At 72.1% G+C, this 26,804-nt stretch carries 29 protein-coding genes, 1 tRNA gene and 1 pseudogene; 16 read left to right on the top strand and 15 right to left on the bottom strand.

The genetic code is table 11. From position 1 onward, the window contains the following. Window positions 1-259: 259 nt before the first annotated feature. Window positions 260-694 carry a hypothetical protein gene (locus B4U46_RS19505; RefSeq protein ID WP_079429017.1) on the bottom strand — a complete coding sequence of 145 codons (435 nt, stop codon included), beginning with the start codon at window positions 692-694 and terminating at the stop codon, window positions 260-262. A 487-nt stretch (window positions 695-1,181) separates the two neighbouring features. On the opposite strand from B4U46_RS19505, the pseudogene B4U46_RS19520 reads away from it, so the two are divergent. Continuing rightward, window positions 1,182-1,433 (top strand): annotated as a pseudogene (locus tag B4U46_RS19520) (UTRA domain-containing protein); the annotation flags it as partial. A gap of 278 nt (window positions 1,434-1,711) precedes the next feature. Here the strand turns inward: B4U46_RS19520 and B4U46_RS19525 are convergent. Beyond that, window positions 1,712-1,969 (bottom strand): hypothetical protein, encoded by a 258-nt coding sequence (locus B4U46_RS19525; RefSeq protein WP_079429020.1) that lies wholly within the window; start codon window positions 1,967-1,969, stop codon window positions 1,712-1,714. A gap of 450 nt (window positions 1,970-2,419) precedes the next feature. Here B4U46_RS19525 and B4U46_RS19530 point away from each other — a divergent pair, with 450 nt between their 5' ends. The 5 genes from B4U46_RS19530 (at window position 2,420) to B4U46_RS19550 (ending at window position 5,790) form a co-directional block, all read left to right on the top strand. Next, complete coding sequence (locus B4U46_RS19530; RefSeq protein WP_123995509.1) at window positions 2,420-2,728, top strand: hypothetical protein; 309 nt, start codon at window positions 2,420-2,422, stop codon at window positions 2,726-2,728. After that, a complete protein-coding gene (locus B4U46_RS19535; RefSeq protein ID WP_079429022.1) occupies window positions 2,721-3,680 on the top strand; it encodes a DUF2637 domain-containing protein in 960 nt (319 codons plus the stop codon). The genes B4U46_RS19530 and B4U46_RS19535 overlap by 8 nt, the downstream gene beginning before the upstream one ends. A 329-nt stretch (window positions 3,681-4,009) precedes the next feature. After that, window positions 4,010-4,270, top strand: a complete 261-nt coding sequence (locus B4U46_RS19540; protein ID WP_079429023.1) for a hypothetical protein — start codon at window positions 4,010-4,012, stop codon at window positions 4,268-4,270. Window positions 4,271-4,324: 54 nt separating this feature from the next. Next, complete coding sequence (locus tag B4U46_RS37455) at window positions 4,325-4,618, top strand: hypothetical protein (protein WP_079429024.1); 294 nt, start codon at window positions 4,325-4,327, stop codon at window positions 4,616-4,618. Window positions 4,619-4,866: 248 nt separating this feature from the next. Continuing rightward, on the top strand, window positions 4,867-5,790 hold the full coding sequence (locus B4U46_RS19550) for a helix-turn-helix domain-containing protein (RefSeq protein ID WP_079429025.1): 924 nt from the start codon (window positions 4,867-4,869) through the stop codon (window positions 5,788-5,790). Between the two features lie 79 nt (window positions 5,791-5,869). Here the strand turns inward: B4U46_RS19550 and B4U46_RS38085 are convergent, their stop codons facing one another. Continuing rightward, the gene (locus B4U46_RS38085; protein WP_167344738.1) at window positions 5,870-6,019 is read right to left on the bottom strand and encodes a hypothetical protein; all 150 of its coding nucleotides are present in this window, start codon (window positions 6,017-6,019) and stop codon (window positions 5,870-5,872) included. A 131-nt stretch (window positions 6,020-6,150) separates the two neighbouring features. Further along, window positions 6,151-6,828, bottom strand: coding sequence for a phosphate signaling complex protein PhoU (gene phoU / locus B4U46_RS19555; RefSeq protein ID WP_079429026.1), 678 nt, complete (start codon window positions 6,826-6,828; stop codon window positions 6,151-6,153). Between the two features lie 218 nt (window positions 6,829-7,046). Between phoU and B4U46_RS19560 the strand changes: the two genes are divergently transcribed. Together B4U46_RS19560 and B4U46_RS19565 are read left to right on the top strand one after the other, a co-directional pair. Further along, complete coding sequence (locus tag B4U46_RS19560; protein WP_079429027.1) at window positions 7,047-8,321, top strand: sensor histidine kinase; 1,275 nt, start codon at window positions 7,047-7,049, stop codon at window positions 8,319-8,321. Next, window positions 8,318-8,998 carry a response regulator transcription factor gene (locus tag B4U46_RS19565; RefSeq protein WP_042813788.1) on the top strand — a complete coding sequence of 227 codons (681 nt, stop codon included), beginning with the start codon at window positions 8,318-8,320 and terminating at the stop codon, window positions 8,996-8,998. Before B4U46_RS19560 ends, B4U46_RS19565 begins: the two co-directional genes overlap by 4 nt. Before the next feature lie 109 nt (window positions 8,999-9,107). Here the strand turns inward: B4U46_RS19565 and B4U46_RS19570 are convergent, their stop codons facing one another. Then, the gene (locus tag B4U46_RS19570) at window positions 9,108-9,779 is read right to left on the bottom strand and encodes a DUF461 domain-containing protein (RefSeq protein ID WP_079429028.1); all 672 of its coding nucleotides are present in this window, start codon (window positions 9,777-9,779) and stop codon (window positions 9,108-9,110) included. Between the two features lie 555 nt (window positions 9,780-10,334). On the opposite strand from B4U46_RS19570, the gene B4U46_RS19580 reads away from it, so the two are divergent. The 6 genes from B4U46_RS19580 (at window position 10,335) to B4U46_RS19605 (ending at window position 16,829) form a co-directional block, all read left to right on the top strand. Further along, complete coding sequence (locus B4U46_RS19580) at window positions 10,335-10,817, top strand: CarD family transcriptional regulator (RefSeq protein ID WP_003953493.1); 483 nt, start codon at window positions 10,335-10,337, stop codon at window positions 10,815-10,817. A gap of 230 nt (window positions 10,818-11,047) precedes the next feature. Continuing rightward, window positions 11,048-11,794: a 2-C-methyl-D-erythritol 4-phosphate cytidylyltransferase gene (gene ispD, locus B4U46_RS19585; protein ID WP_079429029.1), complete on the top strand. Its 747-nt coding sequence runs from the start codon at window positions 11,048-11,050 to the stop codon at window positions 11,792-11,794. A 61-nt stretch (window positions 11,795-11,855) separates the two neighbouring features. Then, window positions 11,856-12,332 (top strand): 2-C-methyl-D-erythritol 2,4-cyclodiphosphate synthase, encoded by a 477-nt coding sequence (ispF, locus tag B4U46_RS19590; RefSeq protein WP_079431862.1) that lies wholly within the window; start codon window positions 11,856-11,858, stop codon window positions 12,330-12,332. Between the two features lie 136 nt (window positions 12,333-12,468). Continuing rightward, window positions 12,469-13,869, top strand: coding sequence for a cysteine--tRNA ligase (gene cysS, locus B4U46_RS19595; RefSeq protein WP_079429030.1), 1,401 nt, complete (start codon window positions 12,469-12,471; stop codon window positions 13,867-13,869). A gap of 144 nt (window positions 13,870-14,013) precedes the next feature. Further along, the gene (rlmB, locus tag B4U46_RS19600; RefSeq protein WP_079429031.1) at window positions 14,014-14,985 is read left to right on the top strand and encodes a 23S rRNA (guanosine(2251)-2'-O)-methyltransferase RlmB; all 972 of its coding nucleotides are present in this window, start codon (window positions 14,014-14,016) and stop codon (window positions 14,983-14,985) included. A gap of 278 nt (window positions 14,986-15,263) precedes the next feature. Next, window positions 15,264-16,829, top strand: coding sequence for a DoxX family protein (locus B4U46_RS19605; RefSeq protein ID WP_208949817.1), 1,566 nt, complete (start codon window positions 15,264-15,266; stop codon window positions 16,827-16,829). Between the two features lie 72 nt (window positions 16,830-16,901). On the opposite strand, the gene B4U46_RS19610 is transcribed toward B4U46_RS19605, so the two are convergent. The 4 genes from B4U46_RS19610 to B4U46_RS19625 form a co-directional block, all read right to left on the bottom strand. Beyond that, on the bottom strand, window positions 16,902-17,519 hold the full coding sequence (locus B4U46_RS19610; RefSeq protein WP_237293003.1) for a tetratricopeptide repeat protein: 618 nt from the start codon (window positions 17,517-17,519) through the stop codon (window positions 16,902-16,904). A gap of 188 nt (window positions 17,520-17,707) precedes the next feature. Beyond that, window positions 17,708-18,478 (bottom strand): nucleotidyltransferase family protein, encoded by a 771-nt coding sequence (locus B4U46_RS19615; protein ID WP_079429033.1) that lies wholly within the window; start codon window positions 18,476-18,478, stop codon window positions 17,708-17,710. 52 nt (window positions 18,479-18,530) lie between these two features. After that, on the bottom strand, window positions 18,531-18,944 hold the full coding sequence (locus tag B4U46_RS19620) for a hypothetical protein (protein WP_079429034.1): 414 nt from the start codon (window positions 18,942-18,944) through the stop codon (window positions 18,531-18,533). 206 nt (window positions 18,945-19,150) lie between these two features. Continuing rightward, entirely contained in the window at window positions 19,151-20,227 is a 1,077-nt protein-coding gene (locus tag B4U46_RS19625; protein WP_079429035.1) for an ABC transporter ATP-binding protein, read from the bottom strand. 219 nt (window positions 20,228-20,446) lie between these two features. On the opposite strand from B4U46_RS19625, the gene B4U46_RS19630 reads away from it, so the two are divergent. Next, a tRNA-Thr gene (locus B4U46_RS19630) sits at window positions 20,447-20,520 on the top strand. Between the two features lie 50 nt (window positions 20,521-20,570). Here the strand turns inward: B4U46_RS19630 and B4U46_RS19635 are convergent. Beyond that, a complete protein-coding gene (locus tag B4U46_RS19635; protein ID WP_079429036.1) occupies window positions 20,571-21,947 on the bottom strand; it encodes an NAD(P)/FAD-dependent oxidoreductase in 1,377 nt (458 codons plus the stop codon). A 117-nt stretch (window positions 21,948-22,064) separates the two neighbouring features. Further along, entirely contained in the window at window positions 22,065-23,060 is a 996-nt protein-coding gene (locus tag B4U46_RS19640) for a zinc-binding dehydrogenase (RefSeq protein ID WP_079431864.1), read from the bottom strand. A 106-nt stretch (window positions 23,061-23,166) separates the two neighbouring features. Between B4U46_RS19640 and B4U46_RS19645 the strand changes: the two genes are divergently transcribed. Further along, window positions 23,167-23,847 (top strand): pentapeptide repeat-containing protein, encoded by a 681-nt coding sequence (locus B4U46_RS19645; protein ID WP_079429037.1) that lies wholly within the window; start codon window positions 23,167-23,169, stop codon window positions 23,845-23,847. Window positions 23,848-23,864: 17 nt separating this feature from the next. Here the strand turns inward: B4U46_RS19645 and B4U46_RS37460 are convergent, their stop codons facing one another. From B4U46_RS37460 to B4U46_RS19660, 4 genes are all read right to left on the bottom strand, one after another. Further along, window positions 23,865-24,026, bottom strand: a complete 162-nt coding sequence (locus B4U46_RS37460; protein WP_159036748.1) for a hypothetical protein — start codon at window positions 24,024-24,026, stop codon at window positions 23,865-23,867. Window positions 24,027-24,057: 31 nt separating this feature from the next. Then, complete coding sequence (locus B4U46_RS19650; protein WP_079429038.1) at window positions 24,058-24,561, bottom strand: hypothetical protein; 504 nt, start codon at window positions 24,559-24,561, stop codon at window positions 24,058-24,060. Window positions 24,562-24,641: 80 nt separating this feature from the next. Continuing rightward, entirely contained in the window at window positions 24,642-25,265 is a 624-nt protein-coding gene (locus B4U46_RS19655; protein WP_045950638.1) for a response regulator, read from the bottom strand. Next, a complete protein-coding gene (locus tag B4U46_RS19660) occupies window positions 25,262-26,428 on the bottom strand; it encodes a sensor histidine kinase (RefSeq protein ID WP_107438440.1) in 1,167 nt (388 codons plus the stop codon). The genes B4U46_RS19655 and B4U46_RS19660 overlap by 4 nt, the downstream gene beginning before the upstream one ends. Between the last annotated feature and the right edge of the window lie 376 nt (window positions 26,429-26,804).

A 26,804-nucleotide genomic window follows, 5' to 3' on the forward strand; every position in this document is an offset into this window, starting at 1 on the left:
GGGACCTCGGACCTTGACGACGAATCTGTGCTGTGGCTGACGAGCGGTGTTTCTGGGAGAGAGCGCGACAGGGTGTGCCGTCCTCCCGCGAAGGCGATCCGACCTTGCAGCCGTGCCGTACTCCCTGCGCCGCGCGGGCGCTTTCTGACCTGCTGAAACGCGTGAGACGCACGGGGCCTCCGGAGTCGTGTGCGCCCCACGACAGGGCGGCCCGTAATGCTCTTGTGGCTGCCCTGTCGCTGGTTGAGGAGTGCTGCGGCTAGTGGAACGCCGGCGGATGCAGGGGCGCGGGAGGTCCCGTCCGGGTGCCGAGGGTCCGGCTGGCTAGGCGGTGGCCGCGGCTCTTGGCTACTCGGATTGCGGCGTGTAGGGCGCCCGTGAGGTCGGCGGCCAGGAGGTGGAGTTCCTCCGGGTCTGCCTCCGTGTCGGCGAGTACTTCACGGGCGTGGTCCAGGAGTTCGGTGCCCAGGCCCAGCTGTATCTCCTCCGTGCTGTCGGCCAGGCGGGAGCGGGCCGTCTCGCGGACTTCGGCCAGGGGCGGGCGGAGTTCGGTCAGGTGGGTCGCTATTTCGGCGGGGGCCGACAGGTCGGCCGGCATCAGGTCGCGGGGGATGTAGATGCGGGACAGGCTCTGCGGCGACCAGCCCTCGTGCGTGATGCACAGGAATTCGGTGAGCGAGGTGCCGTCCGCCACCTTGAGGAGCGTGGTCAGGGGGGCGCGGGCCCGGAGGTTCCTGGCATGGACGGTTGATCGGAGGGGCGCGGAGGGCGTGGTCCAGGCCGAGGGTCGGCCGCCGGTGTACGTGGTCCTGCGCCGTGGGTGGCGGACGAAAGTTGAACGAGATCGGTGACCCGGCACGCTCGGCCGCCGATCTGAATGACGTCGCCGCGCCGAACGCTGAGCGAGGTGATTTCGATGGTGATCGCGAGTGCACCAGTAGCGGACCAGCCTCTCACTGCTCTGCCTCCGGCTGGTTGGCTGCCGGGTGACAGGGGCAGTCGCACACTTCGTAGATCACGGGGATGCCGATCGGGGCCTTGGCCGGAGACGAGTGGGCGCACTCGTGGTGTGTGCCGATCGCGCATGAGGCCGACCGGTAGGCGGGGGTTCTCGCGTGCCCTGTCGAGGGGTGCCGGTTAGCAGACGTGGGTGTGCCGCCTCGGCTGGGCGGCGGGTGTGGCCGCACGCCGGGGTCGGCGTCGTGAACCGGATGGCGGAGATCGGCATCACGGTCAGCCATGCCGTCGAGCAGCCCGAGCCGCGGCATGCGAGTGCTGAGGAGGCCTCGCTCCTCGGGGTCCAGAAGGGCGCACTCGTCACCCACATCCGGCGGACGTACTACAGCGACCAGGGCCAGCCCGTGGAAACGGCGGACATCGTGATCCCTTCCGCTCTGTGCGAGGTCGTCTACGAGATCCCCGTCAGTCGGTAGCCCGGTTCGAAGGGCCCACGGGGGCCGGGCCGTGGGGCCGTCCCTGGGCCGTCGCTGGGCCGTGGAAGGGTGATCGGGGGTGGCCGGCGGTGACCATCGCTGACTGCTCGACCGCAGGTCAGGGCATCTTTACCCGGTAAAGCCCCAGCCCGGAGCAACAACCAGGGCAAGAAGAAGTAGGTCCTGCGATCACGCCTCCCACCCGCGCGTACGGCGCCGGTGGGAGGCGTTTGTGCGTGCCGGGCCGGCTGAGGAGGCCGCGCGGCACCCCGGCCGGATCAGAGGTGGACGGACGCGGAGCCGCATGCGGTGCAGGCCGCCGTGCCGGTCGCCTCGGGTGCGGCCGCGGGCAGGCTCATCCGGGGTGGTCTCGTCGCCTCGACGTGCAGGGACAGGATGTCTTCGAAGCGTTGCTGGCGCCGCAGTTCGCGGGCGTCCAAGTGGTGCAGGCGGCCAACGCCCGACGAGGTCAAGGCGGTGGCACCCGTGCCCAGTACCGAGCAGATCAGTGCGAACCACACGAGGGTGTCTGTCACTGCGGCTCCTCTCCGGTGGAGGTGATCGGGGGGCGCCCTCCGGCCCCCCGGCGATACCTCGTCATAACGCGAAGGCATATGCCGGGTTGCGCTGCGTCAGCCGTTCGGATGGCCGGGGGGAGTTCCCGGTCGGGGGCGCGCGAGCCGGTGTGAGCGCCCGTGGTGCGGCTCAGTGCGCGGCGTACTCCCCCGGCCCGATGATGTGACCGCAGCGGGCGGGGTGGGGGTCACGGGCGCCTGAGCCGATCGAGTCCGAATCGCACCGATCTGGCTCCGCCTCCCCCGCTGCGAGCTGGCAGGATCGCTGCGCCAACCGGGTGCGGACCAGCGTCCTGGCGGGTGGCCGGTGGGCGTAGAACCGATAAAAGACACTGGTCAACACACGTCTGGTTCGCCACCATCACCTGGACGGAGCACACCCTCGCCGGTATCCGGAGCGTTGGGTGGACTATGACAACAGCACAGCACACAGCAACGTTCCCGTGGGGCGCTCAGAGCGACGTGCGCGACGGTCAGAACCGGGCCGCACGGGTGGGGAAGTGGACGTACACGCCCGTCTCGACGGGCTCGGCCCTGGAGAAGGGCGCGACCCTCCAGTGCGAGGGGCTGGAGGTCGACCTCCAGTACTCGTCCTCGGTGTTCGAGGACTTCCTGGACGTGGTGCGCCGGATCCAGAACGAGTTCAACCGCAGGTCCCAGGAGGCCGCGTCGCTCAAGACGCCGGCCGGCGAGTGCTCCGGGCAGATGTTCCGTGAATGAGCAGTACGGACATTACGCCCCGCAGCCGGAGCCCACCGCGTTCTGGCAGGAGCCGGACCTGACGCAGCAGACCGCCTACGGCTACCCGCTCTTCGGGCTGGGCGAGGCGAACGCCCCCTGGGACCCCGCGGAGGAGCTGGCCCATCTCTGCCGGGAGGCCATGGCGCCGAGTCGGGCGGAGCCGCTCGACCAACTCGCCTTCGGCGAGACCGGCGAGACCGGCGAGACGGTCAGCGGAGCCGGCCTCGCCTCCGGCCTGTCCGCCGGCTTCACCCCGCCCCTCGCCCCGGGCCTCTCCTCCGGCCCGGCCGGCGGAGGGTTCTCGCCGGGGGCCGGGCAACGGCCTCGCACGCCGGCCCCGGGCGGGCACCGCCGGGGGAGCCGGGCGAAGACGTCGGTGGTGGCCCTCCTGCGTACCGGCAGCCTCTGCACCGCCGTGCTGGTCGCCGTCATCGCCGCCGTGGTCAGCATGTACAGCGGCCTGGCCGTCTGCGAGGCCCTGCGCCACAGCGCCGGTCCGCGCACCGCGCACGACGTGGCCGGCTGGTGGCCCCTGCTGATCTACGGGCCCTGGATGGTCGCCTCCCTGTCCATCCTCAGGGCCGCCCTGCACCAGCGCAGGGCCGTGCACTCCTGGTCCGTCGTCCTGTTGTTCTCCACCCTGGCCACACTGCTCTGCGTGGCCCAGGCGCCGAGAACCCTCGCCGCGCAGGCGGCGGCCACACTGCCGCCCATCGCCGCGCTGGCCTGCTTCCAGCAACTCGTACGGCAGATCACCCTGACCCGCCCGCCGCGGCAACTCGCACCCCGGCACCGCAACAGCCGGCCCGCCCAGCTCCGGCCGCAGGCCGCGGCGGGCGGCCCGGACGCCGGGCTCCCCGACTACCCGGTGCGGGACTGGAGGGAATCCCTCCGCGCCTCCACCGGCTACCGGATCCGCTACGGATCATGAGCCCGCAGGGGTCCGAGACGGCGGCCCCGCGGGGCGCGGCGTCGCCGGCACGCGACGCGACGAAGTCGGGCGTCGCTGACTCCTCGGACACCTCGGGCCCCCTCCCGGACTCCAACGAACGTGATCACGTGCATCTCAGGAACGAAGATCGAAACCCATAGGTCACGGGCGGCGCACAGTCTCAGCCCTACGGGTCTCCCGCGCTGACCGGCCGCGACCCCGTCCCCGGACCCCTGCCACCACCAGGGGCCCTGGCCCGCCGTGTCCGCGGCGCGGCGGCGCGGCGCGGCGCGCTTCATCCACTCCACACAGACCGAGAGGGCGACACCATGGTCCATGAACTCACCCATGCCGAGCGCATCCGGTACAAGCGGCTCCAGGACACCGCCTACCAGGCCGGTGAGGAAGCCGTCGCGAACCTTCAGGCCGCACTCGCGCTCGCCGGTCTGGTCCTTCCCTCGCTGTGCAACGACGGACCCCTGGGCTGCCGGGGTTTCGTCCGGCTCGGGGGGTGCAGCGTCGCCTTCGCCAACCGGCTCGCCGAGGTCATCGCCGCGGGCGCCCGCGCCCTGGAAGCCGGGCAGCCGTGAGCCCCGTGGCCGGGCCGGAGACCTCCGGCAGGTGACCGGTTCGGAGGAGGCCGCATGAACGCGTGGCAGACCGACCCCTACCGGCTCCCCGGCTTGCGGGGCTTACCGCACGAGGAGGAAGCCGACGCCCGGCTTCCCCCGACCCCCCTGTCGGCTCCCCTCCCCGACCCTGCCCTCCGGCCGGCCGTCCCGGAATCCGCCGACCGCCGGCGCCTCGACCTGCACGCGTGCCTGACCGCCGCGGGCATCCCGCCGCGCGCCGGAGACCGGCACGCCATCGAGGTGCTCACCCTGGTGGACGACACCACCTACGCGGCCCTTCGGCGATGGATCACCGGCACCTCCTGACCGAGCCCCGATCCGGCTCCGTCCCCGCCGCCCGTCCCCGACAGTGCGGTATGAATATGCGCATCCATGCTTTGATCGGCCATTACGGGCCCCAAGCGGACGTCCGGTCAATCCGCATTGGGCCGAACAGGTGGTGCTCGCCATGCGGGTGCACGGCCTGTTCGGCCGCGTATGCACAATGCGTCTGTCGGTGTCGACCGTGGGGGTGTGCAGCCTGCGCGTGTTCTGGAGCTGGAGGTAGACCGCCCATGGCGGCGAACGGACATCCCACGGTCAGGAGGCGCCGTCTGGGTGCCGAACTCCGGCAGCTCCGCAAGGCCGCGGGTATGACGTCCACACAGGCGGCAGGCCGTCTGCTGGTGTCGCAGTCCAAGATCAGCCTCATCGAGACCGGCCGCCGCCCCATCAATCCGCGGGACGTGCGCGACCTGTGCCGGCTCTACGGGGTCGCCGACCAGGACGTCATCGAGGCACTGATGCGGGCGGCGAGGGAATCGGGCCAGCAGGGCTGGTGGGTCTCCTGCGGCGACGTCCCCTACGGCGTCTACATCGGACTGGAGACGGGGGCCTCCTCCATCCACACCTACGAGCCGCTCGTGATCCCCGGCCTGCTGCAGACCCGGGCCTACGCGGCCGCCCTCATCGTCGAAACGGTCCCCGGCATCACGGACGAACAGGCCGCCATCAGCCTGGAGGTCCGGCTGCGGCGCCAGCACCGGGCGCACCACCCCGCCCGCCCCTTCCGCTTATGGGCGGTCCTGGACGAATCCGCGCTGCACCGCAGGGTCGGCGACCGCGAGATCATGCGCGAACAGCTGGAGCACCTGAACACGCTCGGCGCCCAGCCGCACATCACCGTGCAGATCCTCCCCCACACCACCGGGGCCCACGCCGGGCTCCTGGGGCAGTTCTCCATCCTCGGGTTCCCCGACTCCGATACGGGAGTCGTCTACCTGGAACGCTTCACCAGCGACCTCTACCTGGAGAAGTACGCCGACCGGTACCCGTACCACGTCATGTACGACCACCTCCAGGCGCAAGCGCTCAACCCCGAGGACACACGGTACTTCGTCAACGACCTCATCAAGGGGCTCCAAGCCGTTCCGCCGGCACGGGCGGGAGATCCGCTTCTCGCACCTACGGGCAGCTCCACCGCCGGATCCGCAGTGTGAGGCGGTACGCGAAAGGGCCCCGTCCGGTGTGGTGGACGGGGCCCTTTCACGGCTTCGCGGGCGGGCAGCGGTGGGGCCGTCAGCCCCCGCACTGGCAGGGGGCGCCGGACTGGCAGCCGCAGCCGCAGCCGGACCCGCAGCCGCAGGCCGCGAGCAGGGGCAGGCGCAGGGGCTCCGGACGGGGCGGCTGCTCCTGCTCCGGGGTGATGGGGACGGGGGAATCGGGCATGGATCCTCCTCGCGGGCGGCGTACAGGACGCCGTACGGGACGGCGCAGTGCCTTCGCCTCATTCATGCCCAGCCACAGCGGCGCGTCAACGGCGCATTGGGGCCCCGCAGGGGCGCGGAACGCCCGGGCGCTCAGATGCCCTCCACCTGCGTCGGCTGCTGCAGCTCGTCCGCGTGCTCGCCCGTCACCAGGTACACGACGCGCTTGGCCACCGACACCGCGTGGTCCGCGAACCGCTCGTAGTAGCGGCCCAGCAGGGTCACGTCCACGGCCGTCTCGATGCCGTGCTTCCAGCGGTCGTCCATCAGGTGCTGGAAGAGGGTGCGGTGCAGCTGGTCCATCTCGTCGTCGTCCTGCTCCAGCTGGAGGGCCAGGTCGACGTCCTTCGTGATGATGACCTCGGCCGCCTTCGCCATCAGGCGCTGCGCCAGCTGCCCCATCTCCAGGATCGTCGCGTGCAGGTCGCGCGGCACCGCGCGGTCCGGGAACCGCAGCCGGGCCAGCTTCGCCACGTGCTGCGCCAAGTCGCCGGAGCGCTCCAGGTCGGCGCTCATGCGCAGCGAGGTGACGACGATGCGCAGGTCGGTGGCGACCGGCTGCTGGCGGGCCAGCAGGGCGATGGCGCGGGCCTCCAGGTCGTGCTGGAGGTCGTCGACCTTCTGGTCGGCGGCGATGACGCTCTCGGCGAGCTTCAGGTCGGCGTCCAGCATGGAGGTCGTGGCCCGCCCGATCGCGGAACCGACGAGCCGGGCCATCTCGACCAGGCTCTCTCCGATCGAGTCCAGTTCCTCGTGGTACGCGTCGCGCATTGTCCTTCTCCTGCCTGCTTGCCTGCTACTCGCTGTCACTGCTGCTACTGCGGTGTGGTCCGTCGGGCCCCACGTTGACACGTTCGGCCGCCAACGCGTCCGACTCCGGCATCACAAATGAATCAACACCATCGCCAGGGTGAACTCTGGGCGACGACTGTTCGAGCTGCCACCCGAACGGCTGTGGAAGTGTCCTGCCCCCTGCTTAACCTGGACACATGGACGTGAACGCGGCGGTCGCCGCAGCTGCGGCGATCGCCGGTCTTTGCACCGGTGTCATCGCCATGCTGGCGTTCCGCTGGAGCGAGCGCGACCAAGCCCGCCCCACGAGGAGCTCCATGCGCCCCGACATCAACGCGGTGCTCCCGCCCGGCGTGGACACGGTGCTCTCCGTACTCCGCTCCTCCGCCGTCGTCCTCGACGAGGGCGACGCGGTGGTCAAGGCCAGCTCGGCGGCTTACGCCCTGGGCCTGGTCCGCGGCGGGAAGCTCGCCGTGGAGCCCATGCTCCACATGGCCCGTGACACCCGCCGTGACGGTGAGATACGCCAGATCGAGCTCGACCTGCCCCGGCGCGGTACCGGACGCGGCGAGGCCCTCGCGGTCTCCGCCCGTGTCGCCCCGCTGGGCTCCCGGCTGGTGCTCCTGCTCGTCGAGGACCTCACCGAGGCCCGCCGCATCGAGGCGGTGCGCCGCGACTTCGTCGCGAACGTCTCGCACGAGCTGAAGACCCCGGTCGGCGCGATCTCCCTGCTCTCCGAGGCGGTGATGGACGCCGCGGACGACCCCGAGGCGGTCAGCCGCTTCGCGGGCCGCATGCAGATCGAGGCCACCCGCCTGATCAACCTGGTACAGGAGCTCATCGACCTCTCCCGGGTGCAGAACGACGACCCGCTGGAGGACGCCGAGCCCGTACGGGTGGACACGCTGGTGGCGGAGGCCATCGACCGCTGCCGGCATACGGCCACCTCCAAGCAGATCACCATGGCCGCCGGCGGCACCGCCGACCTGCGCGTCTGGGGCAACCGCGGTCAGCTGGCCGCGGCCCTCGGCAATCTGGTGGAGAACGCCGTCAACTACAGCCCGGCCCGCACCCGGGTCGGGATCGCCGCCCGCCGCGTGACCGCGCCGGGCGGGGACCTGATCGAGATAGCCGTGACCGACCAGGGCATCGGCATCCCCGAGAAGGACCGCGAACGCATCTTCGAGCGCTTCTACCGGGTGGACCCGGCCCGCTCCCGCGCCACCGGCGGAACCGGACTGGGCCTCGCGATCGTGAAGCACGTGGCGGCCTCGCACGGCGGGGAGGTGTCGGTGTGGAGCTCCGAGGGCCAGGGTTCCACGTTCACCCTGAAGCTCCCCGAGGCGGCCGCACCGGCCCCCGCGCCCGCCCCGGACACCCCCGGCGGGACGGAACCGGCCCCGGCCCCCGGTCCCGCCCAAGCCCTGCCCGACCCAGAACCAGTCGTCCCCTCCCCGGAGGTCCTTCCGTGACCCGAGTGCTCGTCGTCGAGGATGAGGAATCCTTCAGCGACGCCCTGTCCTACATGCTCCGCAAGGAAGGCTTCGAGGTCGCGATCGCCGCGACGGGGCCCGACGGGCTCGACGAGTTCGAGCGCAACGGCGCCGACCTCGTCCTCCTGGACCTGATGCTGCCCGGCCTGCCGGGCACGGAGGTCTGCCGGCAGCTGCGCGGCCGTTCCAACGTCCCCGTGATCATGGTGACCGCCAAGGACAGCGAGATCGACAAGGTCGTCGGCCTGGAGATAGGAGCCGACGACTACGTCACGAAGCCCTTCTCCTCCCGCGAGCTGGTCGCCCGCATCCGCGCGGTCCTGCGCCGCCGCGGCGAGCCGGAGGAGGTCACCCCGGCCGCCCTGGAGGCCGGCCCGGTGCGGATGGACGTGGACCGGCACGTGGTCACCGTCGGCGGGGCCAAGGTGGACCTGCCGCTCAAGGAGTTCGACCTGCTGGAGATGCTGCTGCGCAACGCGGGCCGCGTGCTGACCCGTATGCAGCTGATCGACCGGGTGTGGGGCGCGGACTACGTCGGCGACACCAAGACCCTCGACGTCCACGTCAAGCGCCTGCGCGCCAAGATCGAGCCGGACCCGGGCGCCCCGCGCTACCTGGTCACGGTCCGCGGCCTCGGCTACAAGTTCGAGCCGTAGCCCTGCCGGGTGTGAAAGGGGAAGGGGCCCCGGCCGCGATGCGGCTGGGGCCCCTTTCTCTCGCCTGGCGGCGTCGTGCTCCTGCGTCGCCAGGCGTGCGTGCGCTGCGTCAGTGGCCGGCGCCGTGCGACGCGGAGGCCGAGGGGGAGCCCGACGGGTTGCCCGAGGCGGCACCCGAAGGGGTGGTGCTCGGGGAGCCGGAGGGGCTGCCGGACGGGGAGGCGGAGGCCGAGCCGGACGGGGCCGGGGTGGCGCCCGCGGCCGGGGCCTCGGTGGGGCCGTAGCCGGCGTACATGCCGGTGGCCGGGACGACGTAGGCCTCGAGCTTCACGTCACCGGCGGTGCTGAGCTGGAAGGTCATCTCCTGCACGTTGCCGTTCTGGACGGCCTCGCGGCCACCCTCGACGACGGCGGAAGCGTTGCCCTTGCCGCCGATGACCACGGAGCCGCCGGCGGGTACGGTGATCTTGTCGGAGCCCTCGGCGCCCTTCAGGGTCACCTTGGACTTGCCACCCGCCAGGGTGATCGCGTCCAGGGTCTGGGCCTTGGTGCCGGTGTTGAAGAGGGTCGCCGAGACCGAGGCCGGGCCCTTCTTCTCCTTGTCGCCCTTGGTGATCACCAGGGCGTTCTGGACCTTGATGTCGCCCTTGGTGACGGCGGCGTTGTCCGGCTTGATCTGGAGAGTCTGCGCGTCGTTGCCCGCGCCGCACGCGGCAAGCGAGGCGAGCGAGAACACTACGGCGGAAGCGGCGAGGGCGCCGCGTCGAAGGCTGCGGCTCACGGCGGCGGCAACTCCTTGGACGTACGGACGGGACGGTGGGCTCTCGGAGCGGCCGAGGTAAAGCCGCCCTAAGGGTGTGTCAGCGGGCTTAGGTTACCGAGCCGCCACCCCGCCCCCGCACCCGACCCTCCGCAGCGCGCGCACCGCGCCGCACGCGTGCGCGATCTTGCATTCCGCTATCCCGCCGGAGGGTCCCCCGGTGATCGAATTCAGGCATTCCGTCGAACGCCGGCCCGTGATCAATTCGGGATTGGGCCGGAACCCGCTCCGTACGCGTGCCCGCCAGTCGAACGGAGTACTTCGGTTTCCTGTCCCAGAACCCGGCAAAACGGGACGTACGTCACACCCGTGGGCGCGTCCGCCAGGTGTAACGTGGTTGTTTCGCCCGGTCCGCACAGCGCCTCCGACCTGCGAATACCCCCCTCCGGAAGCCTTCCGCAGCACGTTCGTGTCGCTGTTGTCAAGCCCCGAGATGTGCCCTGACCTGCGAAAACGCCATTCATAACAGTCAGTTCTCGTGTTACCCTGGATAGCCACGGAAGGGGTACCTGTCACATGACGTTCAAGGTTGGCGACACCGTGGTCTATCCCCATCACGGGGCCGCGCTGATCGAGGCCATCGAAACTCGCCAGATCAAAGGCGTGGACAAGACCTACTTGGTGCTCAAGGTCGCCCAGGGCGACCTGACGGTTCGTGTGCCTGCGGACAATGCGGAGTTCGTCGGCGTTCGCGACGTAGTCGGCCAGGACGGGCTGGACCGGGTCTTCGAGGTGCTCCGCGCACCGTACGCAGAAGAGCCCACGAACTGGTCCCGTCGCTACAAGGCAAATCTGGAGAAGCTCGCTTCGGGCGATGTCATCAAGGTCGCCGAAGTGGTGCGCGACCTGTGGCGTCGTGAGCGTGAGCGTGGGCTTTCCGCTGGTGAGAAGCGGATGCTCGCGAAGGCGCGTCAGATTCTGGTGAGCGAGCTCGCGCTCGCCGAAAACACGAACGAGGACAAGGCAGAGGCCCTCCTCGACGAGGTTCTCGCGTCCTGACGCTCGAACCGATCACAGTGTGCCGCGGTGCCCGATGACAGGCCCTCTCCTCCACGAGAGGGCCGTTGCCGGGCGCTGCGGCATGTCTGCGTCCGCGCGTGCTTCCTGGTGTGCCGGGTCCGGGCAGCCGTCTCGACCGGTCGTCACGGAAGGGGCGAGGGCGTCGCACCCGGCACCCTTCAGGCCATACCCATGTCGGCCGAAGTCACAAACCTGGCTCGGAGCTACTGATGTCTGACGAATCCCGCCCCCACCGCACCGCCGCGGTGATCCCGGCCGCCGGCCGCGGGGTACGCCTCGGCCCCGGCGCCCCCAAGGCCCTGCGGGCCCTCGGCGGGACACCGATGCTGGTCCACGCCGTCCGCGCCATGGCCCGCTCCCGCGCGGTGTCCCTCGTCGTGGTCGTCGCCCCGCCCGACGGGGCCACCGAGGTGCGCCACCTCCTCGACGAGCACCCGCTGGCCGGGGGCACCGACGTCCTCGTCGTCCCCGGCGGCGACACCCGCCAGGAATCCGTGCGGGCCGGCCTGGACGCCCTCCCGGCCGACATCACCTCCGTCCTCATCCACGACGCCGCCCGCCCGCTGGTCCCCGTCGACACCGTGGACTCCGTGGTCGAGGCCGTCCGCGGCGGCGCCCCCGCCGTCGTGCCCGCCCTGCCGCTCGCCGACACCGTCAAGGAGGTCGAGCCCGGCCGCCCCGGCGAGCCCGAGCCCGTCCTCGGCACCCCCGAGCGCGCCCGGCTGCGCGCCGTCCAGACCCCGCAGGGCTTCGACCTGAAGACCCTCCTGCACGCGCACGAGACCATCGCCGTCGACGGCGAGGGCGCCACCGACGACGCCGGAATGGTGGAGCGCACCGGGGTCACCGTGGTGGTCGTCCCCGGCCACGAGGAGGCCTTCAAGGTCACCCGCCCCCTCGACCTGGTCCTCGCCGAGGCCGTACTCGCCCGCAGGAGGGCCACCGATGCGTACTAGTCCCGCAGGGTCCGAGGAGTCCGCCGGCGCGGCCGCCGGCCCGGCCCCCGCCGCCCCCCTCATGCCGCTCGTCGGCATCGGCACCGACGTGCACGCCTTCGAGGCCGGCCGCGAGCTGTGGTGCGCGGGCCTGCTCTGGGAGGGCGAGGACGGGCTCGCCGGGCACTCCGACGGCGACGTCGCCGCCCACGCCGCCTGCGACGCCCTCTTCTCCGCCGCCGGCGCCGGCGACCTCGGCGCCCACTTCGGCACCTCCCGCCCGGAGTGGTCCGGCGCCGCCGGCGTCACCCTCCTGGCGGAGGCCGCCCGCATCGTCCGCGCCGAGGGCTACGAGATCGGCAACATCGCGATCCAGGTGATCGGCGTACGCCCGAAGATCGGCAAGCGGCGCGAAGAAGCGCAGAAGGCGCTCTCGGCCGCGGCGGGCGCCCCCGTTTCCGTCTCCGGCACCACCACCGACGGACTCGGCCTCACCGGCCGGGCCGAGGGCCTGGCCGCCATCGCCACCGCCCTCGTCTACCGGACGGACCGGGACTGAGTACGGGGTATGCCCACCGGGCGGCCGTTACGGATGTCAGGCCGCCGATGACCGATGTCACCTCTTCGGCAACAAAGCGTCCCCGCGACCTCAAACGGTCGCGGGGCACTGCCGCAGGCGCACTACCCTGGATGCCGTGACTATTCGCCTGTACGACACCAGCGCCCGGCAGATCCGCGACTTCACCCCGCTCGTCCCGGGCTGCGTCTCGATCTACCTCTGCGGTGCCACCGTCCAGGCGGCGCCGCACATCGGACACATCCGCTCCGGCCTCAACTTCGACATGATGCGCCGCTGGTTCACCTACCGCGGCTACGACGTGACCTTCGTCCGCAACGTCACGGACATCGACGACAAGATCATCGCCAAGTCGGCCGACCAGGGCCGCCCCTGGTGGTCCATCGGCTACGAGAACGAGCGCGCCTTCAACGACGGCTACACCGCCCTCGGCTGCCTGCCGCCCACCTACGAGCCCCGCGCCACCGGCCACGTCACCGAGATGGTCGAGATGATGCGCGGCCTGATCGAGCGCGGCCACGCGTACGAAGCGGACGGCAACGTCTACTTCGACGTGCGCTCCTTCCCCGGCTACCTGGAGCTGTCGAACCAGGAGCTCGACAACCTCCTCCAGCCCTCCGGCGAGGGCGAGACCGGCAAGCGCGACCCGCGCGACTTCGCCATGTGGAAGGCCGCCAAGCCCGGCGAGCCCTCCTGGGAGACCCCCTGGGGCCGCGGCCGCCCCGGCTGGCACCTGGAGTGCTCCGCCATGGCCCACAAGTACCTCGGCTCGGCCTTCGACGTCCACGGCGGCGGCCTGGACCTGATCTTCCCGCACCACGAGAACGAGATCGCCCAGGCCAAGGCCTTCGGCGACGAGTTCGCCAACTTCTGGGTGCACAACGCCTGGGTCACCATGTCCGGCGAGAAGATGTCCAAGTCCCTCGGCAACTCCGTGCTGGTCTCCGAGATGGTCAAGCAGTGGCGTCCGATCGTCCTGCGCTACTACCTCGGCACCCCGCACTACCGCTCGATGATCGAGTACAGCGAGGAGGCGCTGCGCGAGGCCGAGTCCGCGTTCGCGCGCATCGAGGGCTTCTGCCAGCGCGTGGTCGAGAAGGCGGGCGGGCCCGTCGAGGCCGCCGCCGAGGTGCCGCCGGCCTTCGCCGAGGCGATGGACGACGACCTGGGCGTCCCCCAGGCCCTCGCGATCGTCCACACCACCGTCCGCCAGGGCAACAGCGCGCTCGCCGCCGACGACAAGGACGGGGCCATCGCCCGCCTGTCCGAGGTACGGGCCATGCTCGGCGTGCTCGGCCTGGACCCGCTCGACCCCCAGTGGGCCGGCGAGTCCGATCGCGGCGAGGAACTGCACGGCGCCGTCGACACCCTCGTACGCCTCGTCCTGGACCAGCGCGAGTCCGCCCGGGCCCGCAAGGACTGGGCGACCGCCGACGCCATCCGCGACCAGCTCCAGCAGTCCGGCCTGGTCATCGAGGACAGCCCCACCGGCCCGCGCTGGACGCTCGGCCCGCGCTGACCCGGACCCGATCCGGACCCGGCCGGGTCCGGTCCGCAGCCGGACCGGACCCGCTCGGACCAGCGCCGTTGTGCCGCTCGGCCCTCCGGGCGGCACACTCTTCATACGTACATATCGCAGCACGAACGAAAACAGGTAGAGGTCATGGCCGGTAACAGCCAGCGCAGGAACCGCCGCACGTCCAACAAGAAGGGCGCCACGGTCGGTAGCGGTGGCCAGCGGCGCCGGGGCCTGGAAGGCAAGGGCCCCACGCCCAAGGCCGAGGACCGCAAGGGCCACAAGGCCTTCCGCGTCTCCAACGCCATGGCCCGCCAGGCCGCCAAGCGCCGCCCCGCCCCCCGCCGCGGCGGCCCCAAGGGCACCAGCGAGATGGTCGTCGGCCGCAACCCCGTGTTCGAGGCCCTGCGCGACGGCGTCCCCGCCACCACCCTCTACGTGCAGCAGTTCATCGACAACGACGAGCGCGTCCGCGACGCCCTCAAGCTCGCCGGCGAGCGCGGCAACATCAACCTGATGGAAGCCCCCCGCGCCGAGCTGGACCGCATGACCAACGGGCTCAACCACCAGGGCCTCGTCCTCCAGGTCCCGCCCTACGAGTACGCGCACCCCGAGGACCTCACCGACGCCGCCTACGACAACGGCGAGGACCCCCTCATCGTCGCCCTCGACGGCGTCACCGACCCGCGCAACCTCGGCGCCATCGTCCGCTCCGTCTCCGCCTTCGGCGGCCACGGCGTGGTCATCCCCGAGCGCCGCGCCGCCGGCATGACCGCCGGCGCCTGGAAGACCTCCGCCGGCACCGCCGCCCGCACCCCGGTCTCCCGCGTCACCAACCTGACCCGCGCCCTCCAGGAGTACAAGAAGGCCGGCATCGCCGTCGTCGGCCTCGCCGCCGAGGGCACCCACGAGGTCCAGGACCTCGACGCCCTCGCCGGCCCCGTCGTCATCGTCGTCGGCTCCGAGGGCAAGGGCCTCGGCCGCCTCGTCGGCGAGAACTGCGACTACCTCGTCCGCATCCCCATGCCGGGCGGCGCCGAGTCCCTCAACGCCGGCGTCGCCGCGGGCGTCGTCCTCTACGAGGCCGCCCGCCGCCGCGCCACCCGCGGCCGCGTCTGACCCGTACGGCCCCTGGGCCGCCGTACGGCACGTACGCCGTGCGGCGGCCCCCCGGGCCGTCCGTCAGCCGGCCAGGCCCAGCTGATCGTGCGCACGCTGCATGTGTTCCACGGACGGTCCTCCGGATGTCTGCCGACGCAACTCCCGGGATTCTCACGCCAGATGGGGACGCGCGTCCGAACAATGATTCTGCCGTGACCAAGGTGGCTTGATCTTGACGGGCCTCGGACAGATCCCTGCCGTCAAAGCAGTGTCCTAAACACTGATCACTCGGTTAGATGAGTGTGGACACCAGAACGTCAGGGTTCGACGACCAGCCCGCGCTGAGCATGGTCAAGGTGCCGTGCGACCCCGCACAGGTCATCGTCAACCACGCCAGCTTCCGCGTGCGGCTCGCACCGAGCCCGAGCGCGCGTTCCAAGCCCGCGAATGCCCCCGGCCCCGGCCGCGCACCGGTCCTCGCCGTCGGAGCCGTCGCGGCCGCCGGAGCCACCCGCCGCCGCGCCCCCGTCGTCTGGAGCGGCAAGACCGCCCCGGGCGGCGACGCCGCGGCCACCGGCGGACTCCTCCAGGCCGTCCGCGAAGCCGGACGCGCCCACGACGACTACGACGGCGGCGCCACCCAGACCATCCCCCGGGTGGATCTGGCGCGCGACCTCGCCGAGGACACCCTCGCCACCCCCACCGTCATCGGCCAGCGCACCTACGCCGACCCCGACGAGACCCGCCCCCTGGCCGCCGTACCCGACCAACCGCGCCAGGCCTACGAGCCCTACGAGCCGTACGAGCCCTACGACCAACAGCCCCCGTACCCCGGCGGCCCCGCCGCCGACACCCGCCGCCCCGCCGACACCCGCGCCCAGGCCTCCTACTACCCCGGCCGCCGCATGAACCTCGGCGTCGTGCTGCTCCCGCTGCGCGTCTTCCTCGGCTTCATCTCCATCTACGCCGGCATGGGCAAACTCTGCGACCCCGTCTACTTCGACGGCGGCGAACGCGGCTCCATGGTCACCTGGCTGCGCACCCTGCACCCCTGGGCCCTCGCCGAACCCCTGCGCGACTTTGCCCTCGCCCACCCCGTCGGCGCCGGCCTCACCGTCGCCTTCCTCCAGGTGCTCGTCGGCGTCCTCACCGTCTTCGGCCTCTGGCAGCGCTTCGCCGCCTGCATCGGCGCCCTGCTCTCCGCCGCCCTGCTGATGACCGTCAGCTGGAAGACCGTCCCCGCCTACGACGCCCCCGACATCATCTACCTCGCCGCCTGGAGCCCGCTGATCATCGCCGGCGCCCCCGTCTACTCCCTCGAGGGACGTCTCGCCGGCGAAGCCTGGCGCACCCTCGGCCCCCGCTCCGAGGTGTGGCAGCTCCGCCGCCGCGTCCTGCGCCGCGGCACCGTCATGGCCACCGTCGTCTGCGGACTCACCCTCCTCATCGGCTCCCTCCTCGGCGGGGCCGTCCGCTCCAGCACCGTCGTCACCGTCCCCGGCCCCGGCCAGGCCCCCAGCAACTACCTCCCCGGCAGCCCCCTGCCCCAGCCCCCCGCCCACCAGCAGTCCGGGCCGGCCAAGCAGCAGCCCTCCAAGCAGCCCTCCCCGTCCGCCTCGGCCTCCGCCTCCGCACCCGCCGCCAAGTCCGGCCGTACCGCAGGCGGGACCCCCACCCGCGACGGCGCCGCCGCCGGCTCCGGCGCCCCCACCGCCACCAAGGGCAGCAGCAGCGGCCAGAGCCCCCGCAGCAGCACCCCCAGGCAGTCCAGCCCGCAGCAGCCCCCCGCCACCTCGGGCAGCCGCAGCGGCGGCGACACCACCGCCAAGAAGCCCGGCCTCGTCGGCGGCCTCCTCGGCTGACCGGAACACACCGACGGCAAGGGCCCGGCGCGCCAACAGCGCGCCGGGCCCTTCCCACTGCGTCACGCCCGGTCAGGCACCGTCGATACGGTCGAGCAACACGCGGGCCTGGACGGTGCGGGGATGCTCCGCGCCGTAGAAGGCCAGACAGTCACGGTGGGCGGCCGCGGCCAGCGGACGGGCCTGGGCACCACGGCCCAGCCCGAACAGGGCAGCGGCCTCGTTCAGCTCGGCCATCCCGGTCTCCGGGGCATTGAGGGCGTGGGCCAGAGCGAACCGCACCTTCACGGTGAACCGGTCCTGCCCGTCATGAACGGCCAGGATGTTCCGCGCCACCGCCTCCACCGCCGGGTAGTCGCCCTTCATGTCGAGCGCCCGGATCTGCGCGGCCAGGGCGTCCATCGCCACGTACGGCATCTCGGCCCGGCTCGCCGCCCGGCAGACGGCCACGCACTCCGACTCGGACTCGTCGTACCGGCCCAGCTCGTTCAGCACCTCGGCACGGCCCAGGCGCAGCTTCAGGGTCACCCGGTGTTCCTCACCGAAGACCTCGCTCACGACCGGCAGCTGCCCGTCGTACAGGGCGAGCGCCTCGTCCGGGCGGCCCTGAGCGCTCGCCGCGAGCGCGGCGATGCTCAGCCCCATCGGCACGACCAGGTCGTCCGGCTTCCGCCCCGTCGCCCCTGCCACCGAGCGCGCCTCCGCCTCGGCCTCGGCATAGCGCCCCGCGGCGAACAGGGCCCTGGCCCGCGCCAGGAGGTCGTCCGCCCGCTGATTGTCCTCGCGCCGGCCGCGCGACCGAAAGAATGCCGTACCCGGAGCATATGAACGCCGCGTACGTCTGTTCGGGAAACGGGACAACTGGTGCGCGGAAAGCCTCAGACGGCGCTCTGAGCCCCCAACTCCCGTGCCGCCTCGGCCAGGTCCTTCGCCGTGTCGATCGCCCGCCAGTAGGCCCCCTGCGGCAGCGGAAACCCCGCCAGCCGCCGCTCCCGCGCCAGCCGCGGGAACGTCGTCCGCTCGTGATCCCCCAAATCCGGCAGCAGCGCGGCGAATTCAGGCGCGAACACATACACCCCGGCGTTGACCGGATAGGGCGAAAGCGGCGCCTCGACGAAGTCCAGCACCTGCCCGAACTCGTTCGTCTCCACCACCCCCCACGGAAGCCGCGGCCGCGCCAGCGCCAGCGTCGCCACCGCCCCCCGCTCCGCATGGAAGGCCGCCATCTCCCGCAACGGGAACCGCGTCCACACGTCCCCGTTCGTCGCGTACCACGCCCGGTCCGGATACGGCAGGTGCCGGGCCGCGTACTTCAGCCCGCCGCCGCGCCCCAACGGCTCCTCCTCCACCACCGTCGTCACCCGCAACGGCAGCACCGCCCCCGCCAGCCACTCCTGTAGCACCCCCGCGAGATGCCCGCACGAAACCACCGCATCCGTCACCCCCTCCGCCGCCAGCCACGCCAACTGGTGCCCGATGATCGGCACTCCCGTCCCCGGGATCTCGACCATCGGCTTCGGCCGGTCGTCCGTATACGGCCGCAGCCGCGAACCCTGGCCCCCCGCCAGGACGACGGCCTGGACGGGCGGGGGCGGGAACGCGGCCGCGCGGTCGGTGGATTGTGCAGCTGGGGGAGGGGTGTCGGTCATGGCCGCCAGCGTAGGGACGGCACCCGCCCCGGAGGGGGCGGCACGGCGGGCGTCAGCCCATCGAGGCGACCCCGGACGCGTACGAGGTGTCACACACCGGACGCGAGTAGGACTGCGCCTTCGTCGGCCCGTACGCCTCGACCGCGGCCCGCCCCAGCGCCCGGGCGATGCCCATGCAGTGCTCGGCGAGCGACGGCCGCCCGTTCACCTGCTCCTGCAGGTGGCCGAGCACGACACCCGGGTTCTCCCCCTGCTGCAGCTCGCTCAGCAGCTTGTCACGGAGCACGTCCTGCGCGGCACGCGGCTTCGCGGGCACGGAGACGTCCTCGGCGGAGGCGGTCAGGACCTGGGAGGGCGAATTGTTCGCCCAGGGGACCATGGTGACCGCGAGGGTCCCGGACAGGACCAGGACGACGGGCAGGACCAGGGCGAGGGAACGGCCGATTCGGCGGGCAGTGTGGGTCACGAGGGCGAGAGTAGCGCTCGGTGAGGATTTGGCGACATTTAGTCACCCGGTCGGGGGATGGTTCGACGCGGCTTTTCGATTTAAAGGTTGACGCATGCGGCCGAATGGCCCGGTCTGCCGGGGTTCATGGGAAACGCTACCCACAACTGCCGTGGGAGGAAGGCCCCTTCACGGAACCTCCCTCCCACGGCGCCCTGCCGGCCTCGTCAGTCGGACAGGCGCGCCCCGGTCGACGTCGAGAACACGTGCATCTCGTCGGCCCGCGGCACCACGTGCAGCGAGGAACCCTTCTCGGGCACCTGGCGGCCGCCCACGCGCACCACGATGTCCTGCCCGTCCCGGCTGCCGTACACGTAGCCGTCCGCGCCCAGCTCCTCGACGACGTTCACGGTGATCGTCAGACCGCCGGTCTCACCGACGTCGAAGTGCTCGGGGCGCACGCCCACGGTGACGGTCTTGTCGCCCGCGTCGGCGGCCGCCGACAGTGCCTCGCGCGACACCGGCACCACGCTGTCGCCGAACTTCACCCCGCCGTCGGTGATCGGCACCTCGACCAGGTTCATGGCCGGCGAGCCGATGAAGCCGGCGACGAAGAGGTTCGCGGGCCGGTCGTACATGTTCCGCGGGGTGTCCACCTGCTGCAGCAGGCCGTCCTTGAGCACCGCCACCCGGTCGCCCATGGTCATGGCCTCGACCTGGTCGTGGGTGACGTAGACCGTGGTGATCCCGAGGTCGCGCTGGAGCGCGGCGATCTGCGTACGGGTGGACACGCGCAGCTTGGCGTCGAGGTTCGACAGCGGCTCGTCCATGAGGAACACCTGCGGCTTGCGCACGATGGCCCGCCCCATGGCCACGCGCTGGCGCTGACCGCCGGAGAGCGCCTTGGGCTTGCGGTCGAGGTACTGGGTGAGGTCCAGCATCTTCGCCGCCTCCTCCACCTTGCGGCGGATGGTGGCCTTGTCCTCGCCGGCGATCTTGAGCGCGAAGCCCATGTTGTCGGCGACGGTCATGTGCGGGTAGAGCGCGTAGTTCTGGAACACCATCGCGATGTCCCGGTCCTTGGGCGGCAGGTGCGTGACGTCGCGGTCCCCGATGCGGATGGCACCGCCGTTGACGTCCTCCAGGCCGGCGAGCATGCGCAGCGAGGTGGACTTGCCGCAGCCGGAGGGCCCGACGAGGACGAGGAACTCGCCGTCCTCGATCTCCAGCTCCAGCTGGTCGACGGCGGGCTTGTCGCCGCCGGGGTAGAGGCGGGTCGCCTTGTCGAAGGTGACAGAAGCCATGGTGATGCATCCCTTCTACCGGCAGGAACGTGCCGGACGATCCGAGTGGAAGGTCTAGTCCAATATTCAGGACTCGGCCCGACGCTACCCGGTGTGAGGGGTTCTGTCAGCAATCTGACGGCGCGGATTCCGGCCCGCTCGCGGGCGGCCCCGCCGGTGCCTGGCGGAGCCAACGGATGGCCCGGGGCAGAGCGCCCTGTGTAGAGTGTTGGCGGCCACGCCTCCTTAGCTCAGCTGGCCAGAGCAACGCTCTTGTAAAGCGTAGGTCGTCGGTTCGAATCCGACAGGGGGCTCTGCTCTCGAAGGCCCCGGACCGCCCTGGTCCGGGGCCTTTTCGTGTGCCTCACGAGCGGCCCGAGATGTGGTTGGCCAGGCGGGCCAGGGGGGTTGTCGTGGGGGTGTGGGTCTTCGATTCGTGGCGGTCCGCCTCGCGGTAGGCCGCGTACAGGGCGTGGACGCCCAGCCAGCGGAGGGGTTCCGGTTCCCAGCGGCGGACGCGGTGGTGGACCCAGGGGAGGGTGGTCAGGGGGGTGGACTCGCCCAGGACCAGGTCGCGCAGGGTGCGGGCGGCGAGGTTGGCGGTGGCCACGCCCGAGCCGACGTAGCCGCCGGCCCAGCCCAGGCCCGTGCCGGCGTCCAGGGTGACCGTGGCGCACCAGTCGCGGGGGACGCCGAGGACGCCCGACCAGGCGTGGGTGATCTCCGTGCCGGTGAGGATCGGGAAGAAGGTGAAGAGGAGCTCGCGCAGGGCGTCGATGGTGGCCGGCTGGGTGCGGCCGTCGTGGTCCGTGCGGGAGCCGAAGCGGTAGGGGACCCCGCGGCCGCCGATCGCGATGCGGTCGTCGGCGGTGCGCTGGGCGTACATGTAGGCGTGGGCCATGTCGCCGAGGAGCGGGGCGTCCGTCCAGTGGAGCTGGGCCCAGACCGAGGGCGGGAGGGGGGCCGTGACGATCATCGAGGAGTTCATCGGGAGCCAGGTGCGCTTGTGGCCCTTGAGGGAGGCGGTGAAGCCTTCGGTGCAGCGCAGGACGTGGCGGGCGCGGACGGTGCCGTAGGGGGTGACGGCGCGGCGGGGGGCGAGTTCGGTGACGGGGGTGGACTCGTGGATGACGACCCCGAGGCGTTCGCAGGCGGCGGCGAGGCCGCGGAGGAGTTTGAGGGGGTGGATGCGGGCGCCGTGCGGGGTCCAGCTGGAGCCGACGGCGTCGGCGATGCCGATGCGGCTGCGGGTGTCGGTGGCGTCGTAGAGCTCGCGGTCGGTTTCGCCGAAGGAGAGTTCGGCGGTGTGGAAGGCCTTGAGGCGGGTGAGCTGGGCGGGGGTGCGGGCGACTTCGAGGACCCCGCCGCGGTGGATGTCGGCGTCGATGCCTTCCTTGGCCGCGATGTCGATGACTTCGGTGACGGTGTCGTTCATGGCCTGCTGGAGGCGTTGGGCGACGTGGTGGCCGTGGAGTGCGGCGTAGCGGTCGCGGCCGGCGATGCCGTTGTAGAGCCAGCCGCCGTTGCGGCCGGAGGCGCCGTAGCCGCAGAACTTCTGTTCGAGGACGGTGACGCGCAGGTCGGGGGCGGCGCGCTTGAGGTAGTAGGCGGTCCACAGGCCGGTGTAGCCGCCTCCGACGATGGCGACGTCGGCGGTGGCGTCGGTGGTGAGGGGGGCGCGGGGTGGCTCGTGGGGTCCGGTGGTCGCGTACCAGAAGGAGATGCCGCCGTTGATCGTCATGGGGGAGTTGGTACAGGGGGCGTCGGAGGGGTGTCCAGGTGCGGGGTGTCGTGGGTTGGGGGCGGGTTGTGGGCTGGGTGTCTGGTGTGGGGAGGGCTGGGGTGGGCGTGGTGGGGGTCAGGGTTCGAGGACGACCTTGCCGGTGGTGGCGCGGGTTTCGAGGTCGTGGTGGGCGCGGGCGGCTTCGGCGAGGGGGTAGCGCTGGAGGGCGGGGCGCAGGCGGCCGGTGGCGGCTTCGGTGAGGGCGCGGGTTTCGAGGACGCGGAGGGGGTCGGGGGCGCCGACGGCCTGGAGCATGGCGGGGCCGAGGACGTGGTGGGTGGTGATGTGGCGGGCGTCGAGGTCGGCCTGTTCGGCGGGGGTGAGGGTGAGGGGGGTGCCGCTGGACCAGCCGTAGACGAGGTGGCGGGCGCCGGGGGCGAGGAGGGTGAGGGCGGTGCGGGCGGTGGTGCCGCCGACGGAGTCGAAGAGGACGGTGGCGCCGTGGGGGTGGTGGGTGCGCAGGGTGTGGGCCCAGTCGGGGGTGGTGTAGTCGAGGGCGAGGTCGGCGCCGTTGGCGGTGGCGCGGGCGGTTTTGGCGGGGCCGCCGGCGAGGGCGATGACGGTGGCGCCGGCGTTCTTGGCGTACTGGACGAGGAGAGTGCCGATGCCTCCGGCTGCGGCGGTGACGAGGGCGGTGGAGTGGGGGCCGAGGCCGGCGAACTGGAGGATGCCGAGGGTGGTGCGGCCGGTGCCGATCATGGCGACGGCTTCGGCGGGGTCGAGGCCGTCGGGTACGGGGTGGAGCCGGGTGGTGTCAGCGACGGCGTGTTCGGCGTAGCCGCCGGGGTTGAAGCCGAGGTGGGCCACGACGGTGCGGCCGAGCCAGTCGGGGTCGGTGCCGGGGCCGAGGGCGTCGACGGTTCCGGCGACTTCGCGGCCGGGGATGGTGGGGAGTTCGGGCAGGGGTGCGGGCGGGCCCTGGATGCCCTGGCGGAGGGAGGTGTCGAGGAGGTGGACGCCGGCGGCGGCGACCTTGATGCGGACCTGGCCGGGGGCGGGGACGGGGCGGGGTGTCGTCTCGTAGGTGAGGTGGTCGGCGGGGCCGAAGGCGTGGAGGCGGATGGCCTTCATGGTGGTGTCGGTCATGGGGTCAGGTTCTGACCTCGAGCGGAGTTGAGGTCAAGGGGGTGGGGGCGGGTCGGGGCGGGCTGTCAGTGCCATCGGTCACGATGGGGGTATGGCGCGGAACGGGCGGAGTGGCGGGCAGTCGGTGAAGGCGGCGCGGCGGGCGGAGGTGGTGCTGCCGGAGCTGGTGGTGTGGGAGGGCGGTGAGCTGGAGCCGGACGGGGATTACGACGGGCTGGAGTTCGCCGATCTGGATCTGGCGGGGCAGGAGGCGGTGGGGGCGCGGTTCATGGACTGTGCGCTGCGGCGGTGCGGGCTGGACGGGGCCGGGCTGGGCAAGGCGCGGGTCCTGGATTCGGTGCTGGAGGGCGTCCGGGGGGTGGGCGTGGATCTGGCCGGGGCCTCGTTGCGGGATGTGGAGCTGGTGGACGCCCGGCTGGGTGGGGTGCAGTTGCACGGGGCGGTGCTGGAGCGGGTCCTCGTGCGGGGCGGCAAGGTCGAGTACCTGAACCTGCGGCGGGCGAGGCTGCGGGACGTGGTGTTCGAGGGGTGCGTGCTGGTGGAGCCGGACTTCGGGGGTGCGGTGCTGGAGCGGGTGGAATTCCGGGACTGTGTGGTGCGGGGGGTGGACGTGACGGGGGCGCGGCTGGTGGACGTGGATCTGCGGGGTGCGGTGGAGCTGGGGGTGGCGCGGGGGGTGGAGTCCTTGGCCGGGGCGGTGATCAGTCCGGCGCAGCTGTTCGATCTGGCTCCGGTGCTGGCGGCGCAGCTGGGGGTGCGGGTGGTGGGGTAGGGAGGGCGGCCGGGCCGTCAGATGAGGTCCGTCTTCGGGTTCACGCACCAGTGGTTGGTGCGGAAGATCTGCCCGGCGAACGGGACGTCGGTCTCGGAGACGGGGCCGTCGTCGGTGTCGTGCGACCAGAGGGTGACCGTGCCCGCCACCACGTCGGGGGTGGCGTCGCGCAGCTTCACGTTCCCCCTGGTGCGTCGAGGGAGGGGGTCGTCAGGCGGGGACGCGGGGGAAGCGGGCCTGGAGGGTCCAGATGACCGGGTTGTCGGCGAGGCCCTCGTGCATGTCGACGAGGTCGGCGACGAGGTCGTGGAGGAAGTCGCGGGCCTCGCGGCGCAGGAGGCGGTGGCTGAAGGTCAGCGGCTCCTCTTCCGGGGGCATCCAGTCGGCTTCGATGTCGACCCAGCCGAAGCGGCGTTCGAAGAGCATGCGGTCGCTGGACTCGGTGAAGTCGAGTTCGGCGTACTGGCTGTGGGAGGAGCGGCTGCCGCGGGGGTCCTGGTCGAGTTGTTCGACGATGTCGCACAGGGCCCAGGCGAAGTCGAGTACGGGCACCCATCCCCAGGCTGTGGACACCTCGGTGTCCTTCTCGGTGTCGGCGAGGTAGACGTCGCCGCAGAAGAGGTCGTGGCGCAGGGTGTGGACGTCCGCCGAGCGGTAGTCGGTCTGCGGGGGGTCGGGGAAGCGCCGGGAGAGGGAGTAGCCGATGTCGAGCACGTAGCCGATGGTGTCACGGGTGGGTGCGGGGTGGGGGGTCGGGCTCGTGCCGGGGGGTGGGGGGTGGTGCGTCGTGGGGGTCAGGACGGCAGGAGGCGTTGTTCCTTGGCCACCGCCACCGCGCCCGCTCGGGTGTCGACGCCGAGCTTGTCGTAGATGCGGCCCAGGTGGGTTTTGACCGTGGCTTCGCTGATGAACAGGGCGCGGGCGATGTCGCGGTTGCCGAGGCCGCGGGCCAGCTGGCCGAGGATGTCGAGTTCCCGGTCGGTGAGGGTGGGGCGGGTGCCGCGCATGTGGGCCATGACGCGGCTGGCGACCGGGGCGGAGAGGGTGGTCCGGCCGGCCGCGGCCGAGTGGATGGCGGCGAAGAGTTCTTCGGGGCGTTCGGCTTTCAGGAGGTAGCCGGTCGCGCCGGCGCCGATGGCGCGGGTGATGTCGGCGTCCGTGTCGTAGGTGGTGAGGACGAGGACGTGCGGGGGGTGGGGGAGGGCGGTGATGCGGCGGGTGGCTTCGACGCCGTCGATGCCCTCGCCCAGCTGGAGGTCCATGAGGACGACGTCGGGGTGGAGCTTGGCGGCCAGGGCGACGGCTTCCTCGCCGCTGCCGGCCTCTCCCAGCACCTCGATGTCGGGCTCGCTGCCGAGCAGGGCGAGCAGGCCGGCGCGGACGACGACGTGGTCGTCGCAGAGGAGGATCGTCGTCATCCTGTGGGCTCCAGGGGGATCGAGGCCGAGAGGACGGTGCCTTCGCCCGGGGTGGATTCGATGGTCAGGGTTCCGCCGAGCTGGCGCACGCGGGCGCGGATGGCGGGGAGGCCGTGGCCGCGGTCGGTGGGGGTGGCGGTGGCGGAGCCGGTGGGGGCGGTGGTGAAGCCGGTGCCGTCGTCGGCGATGTCCAGGACGACCTGGTCGCCGAGGAAGCTGAGGGTGAGGGCGGCGGTGCGGGCGCCGGAGTGTTCGCGGATGTTGGCGAGGGCGCCTTGGGCGATACGCAGCAGGGCGGATTCGGCGCGGTCGGGGAGGGGCGCGGGGGTGCCCTCGAGGTGGAAGCGGACCTCGATGTCGGGGCCGGCGTCCAGGGCGCGCAGGGCGTCGGCGAGGCCGGTGCCGTTGTCCAGTTCGGGCGGGGCCAGGTCGTGGACGAGGCGGCGGGCTTCGGCGAGGCCGCGGGCGGCGATGCCGGTGGCGGTGCGGACGTGGGCGCGGGCGGTGGCGGGGTCGGTGTCCCAGGTCCGGTCGGCGGCCTGGAGGAGCATCTGCTGGCTGGAGAGGTGCTGGGCGAGGGTGTCGTGGATCTCCATGGACAGGCGCTGGCGTTCGGCGAGGGTGCCTTCGCGGCGTTCGGTGGCGGCGAGTTCCCTGCGGGTGCGGATCAGGTCGTCGATGAGGGCCCGCTGGGCCTGGGCCTGGCGCTCCATGTGGATGAAGACGGCCGTCGCGAGGGCGGCGATGGCGGGTGGGGCGAGGAGGAGGTTGGGGTCGAAGGCGGTGGAGAGCTTGAGCTGGGCCGCGACGACGAAGACGGTGAGGACGGTGACGAGGGCTGCCGCGGCGCGTGGGGGGAGGGTGCGCAGGGCGGTGAAGAAGAGGGGGACGGCGCACCAGGCGAAGCTGGGTGCGAGGACGACGAGGACCACCCAGGTGGCGACGACGAGGCCCAGCCAGAGCCTCCGGCGGTGGAGGGTGGGGGCGGGGGTGGTGCGTTCGGGGGGTGCGGCTGCGGTGCCGCCCACGGCGGGGCCGAGGACGTAGAGGAGGGCCAGGGTGATGCTGAGGGCGATGATCCAGGGGGTGCGGGGTTCGCCGGGGTGGCGGAGGAGGAAGCGGGCCACGGAGGCGCCGAGCAGGAGGAAGAACGCCGCGTGCATGACGGTGGCCAGGGCGCGGGTGTCGGGTTTCCGCGGGGGGTGGCTCACGGCGGGGCTCCTGGGGGGTGGGGGTGCTGTCCATTTTGCCGTTGCCCTGGCCGGGCGGTTACGGGGTCGGCCGTTGCCCTGGCCGGGCGGTTACGGGGTCGGCCGTTGCCCTGGCCGGGCGGGGTGGGGGCGGGGTCGGGGGTGGCCGGGGTCGGTGCCGGGGTGGGGTGTCGTCCGGGGCGGGCTTCGATGTTCGGCGCTCCGAGCCGGATCACTGCTGTGGGTCGGTACAGGGCGCCGAAGTCATCTCGTTTTAGCCCCGGACGACACCCCACCCCGTCCCCGCCCCCGGCCGGGTGCCCCCACGAAACCGGGCGGCCAGCCCCGC

This window comes from Streptomyces katrae (assembly GCF_002028425.1).
Classification (GTDB): Bacteria; Actinomycetota; Actinomycetes; order Streptomycetales; family Streptomycetaceae; genus Streptomyces; species Streptomyces katrae_A.

What these genes read in the sequence shown, in the direction of transcription:
- B4U46_RS19530 (WP_123995509.1), top strand. Translation starts at nt 2,420, where the DNA reads ATGACAACAGCACAGCACACAGCAACGTTCCCGTGGGGCGCTCAGAGC.
- B4U46_RS19540 (WP_079429023.1), top strand. Translation starts at nt 4,010, where the DNA reads ATGGTCCATGAACTCACCCATGCCGAGCGCATCCGGTACAAGCGGCTC.
- B4U46_RS37455 (WP_079429024.1), top strand. Translation starts at nt 4,325, where the DNA reads ATGAACGCGTGGCAGACCGACCCCTACCGGCTCCCCGGCTTGCGGGGC.
- B4U46_RS19550 (WP_079429025.1), top strand. Translation starts at nt 4,867, where the DNA reads ATGGCGGCGAACGGACATCCCACGGTCAGGAGGCGCCGTCTGGGTGCC.
- B4U46_RS38085 (WP_167344738.1), bottom strand. Translation starts at nt 6,019, where the DNA reads ATGCCCGATTCCCCCGTCCCCATCACCCCGGAGCAGGAGCAGCCGCCC.
- phoU (WP_079429026.1), bottom strand. Translation starts at nt 6,828, where the DNA reads ATGCGCGACGCGTACCACGAGGAACTGGACTCGATCGGAGAGAGCCTG.
- B4U46_RS19560 (WP_079429027.1), top strand. Translation starts at nt 7,047, where the DNA reads ATGGACGTGAACGCGGCGGTCGCCGCAGCTGCGGCGATCGCCGGTCTT.
- B4U46_RS19580 (WP_003953493.1), top strand. Translation starts at nt 10,335, where the DNA reads ATGACGTTCAAGGTTGGCGACACCGTGGTCTATCCCCATCACGGGGCC.
- ispD (WP_079429029.1), top strand. Translation starts at nt 11,048, where the DNA reads ATGTCTGACGAATCCCGCCCCCACCGCACCGCCGCGGTGATCCCGGCC.
- ispF (WP_079431862.1), top strand. Translation starts at nt 11,856, where the DNA reads ATGCCGCTCGTCGGCATCGGCACCGACGTGCACGCCTTCGAGGCCGGC.
- rlmB (WP_079429031.1), top strand. Translation starts at nt 14,014, where the DNA reads ATGGCCGGTAACAGCCAGCGCAGGAACCGCCGCACGTCCAACAAGAAG.
- B4U46_RS19605 (WP_208949817.1), top strand. Translation starts at nt 15,264, where the DNA reads ATGAGTGTGGACACCAGAACGTCAGGGTTCGACGACCAGCCCGCGCTG.
- B4U46_RS19615 (WP_079429033.1), bottom strand. Translation starts at nt 18,478, where the DNA reads ATGACCGACACCCCTCCCCCAGCTGCACAATCCACCGACCGCGCGGCC.
- B4U46_RS19625 (WP_079429035.1), bottom strand. Translation starts at nt 20,227, where the DNA reads ATGGCTTCTGTCACCTTCGACAAGGCGACCCGCCTCTACCCCGGCGGC.
- B4U46_RS19635 (WP_079429036.1), bottom strand. Translation starts at nt 21,947, where the DNA reads ATGACGATCAACGGCGGCATCTCCTTCTGGTACGCGACCACCGGACCC.
- B4U46_RS19640 (WP_079431864.1), bottom strand. Translation starts at nt 23,060, where the DNA reads ATGAAGGCCATCCGCCTCCACGCCTTCGGCCCCGCCGACCACCTCACC.
- B4U46_RS19645 (WP_079429037.1), top strand. Translation starts at nt 23,167, where the DNA reads ATGGCGCGGAACGGGCGGAGTGGCGGGCAGTCGGTGAAGGCGGCGCGG.
- B4U46_RS19655 (WP_045950638.1), bottom strand. Translation starts at nt 25,265, where the DNA reads ATGACGACGATCCTCCTCTGCGACGACCACGTCGTCGTCCGCGCCGGC.
- B4U46_RS19660 (WP_107438440.1), bottom strand. Translation starts at nt 26,428, where the DNA reads ATGCACGCGGCGTTCTTCCTCCTGCTCGGCGCCTCCGTGGCCCGCTTC.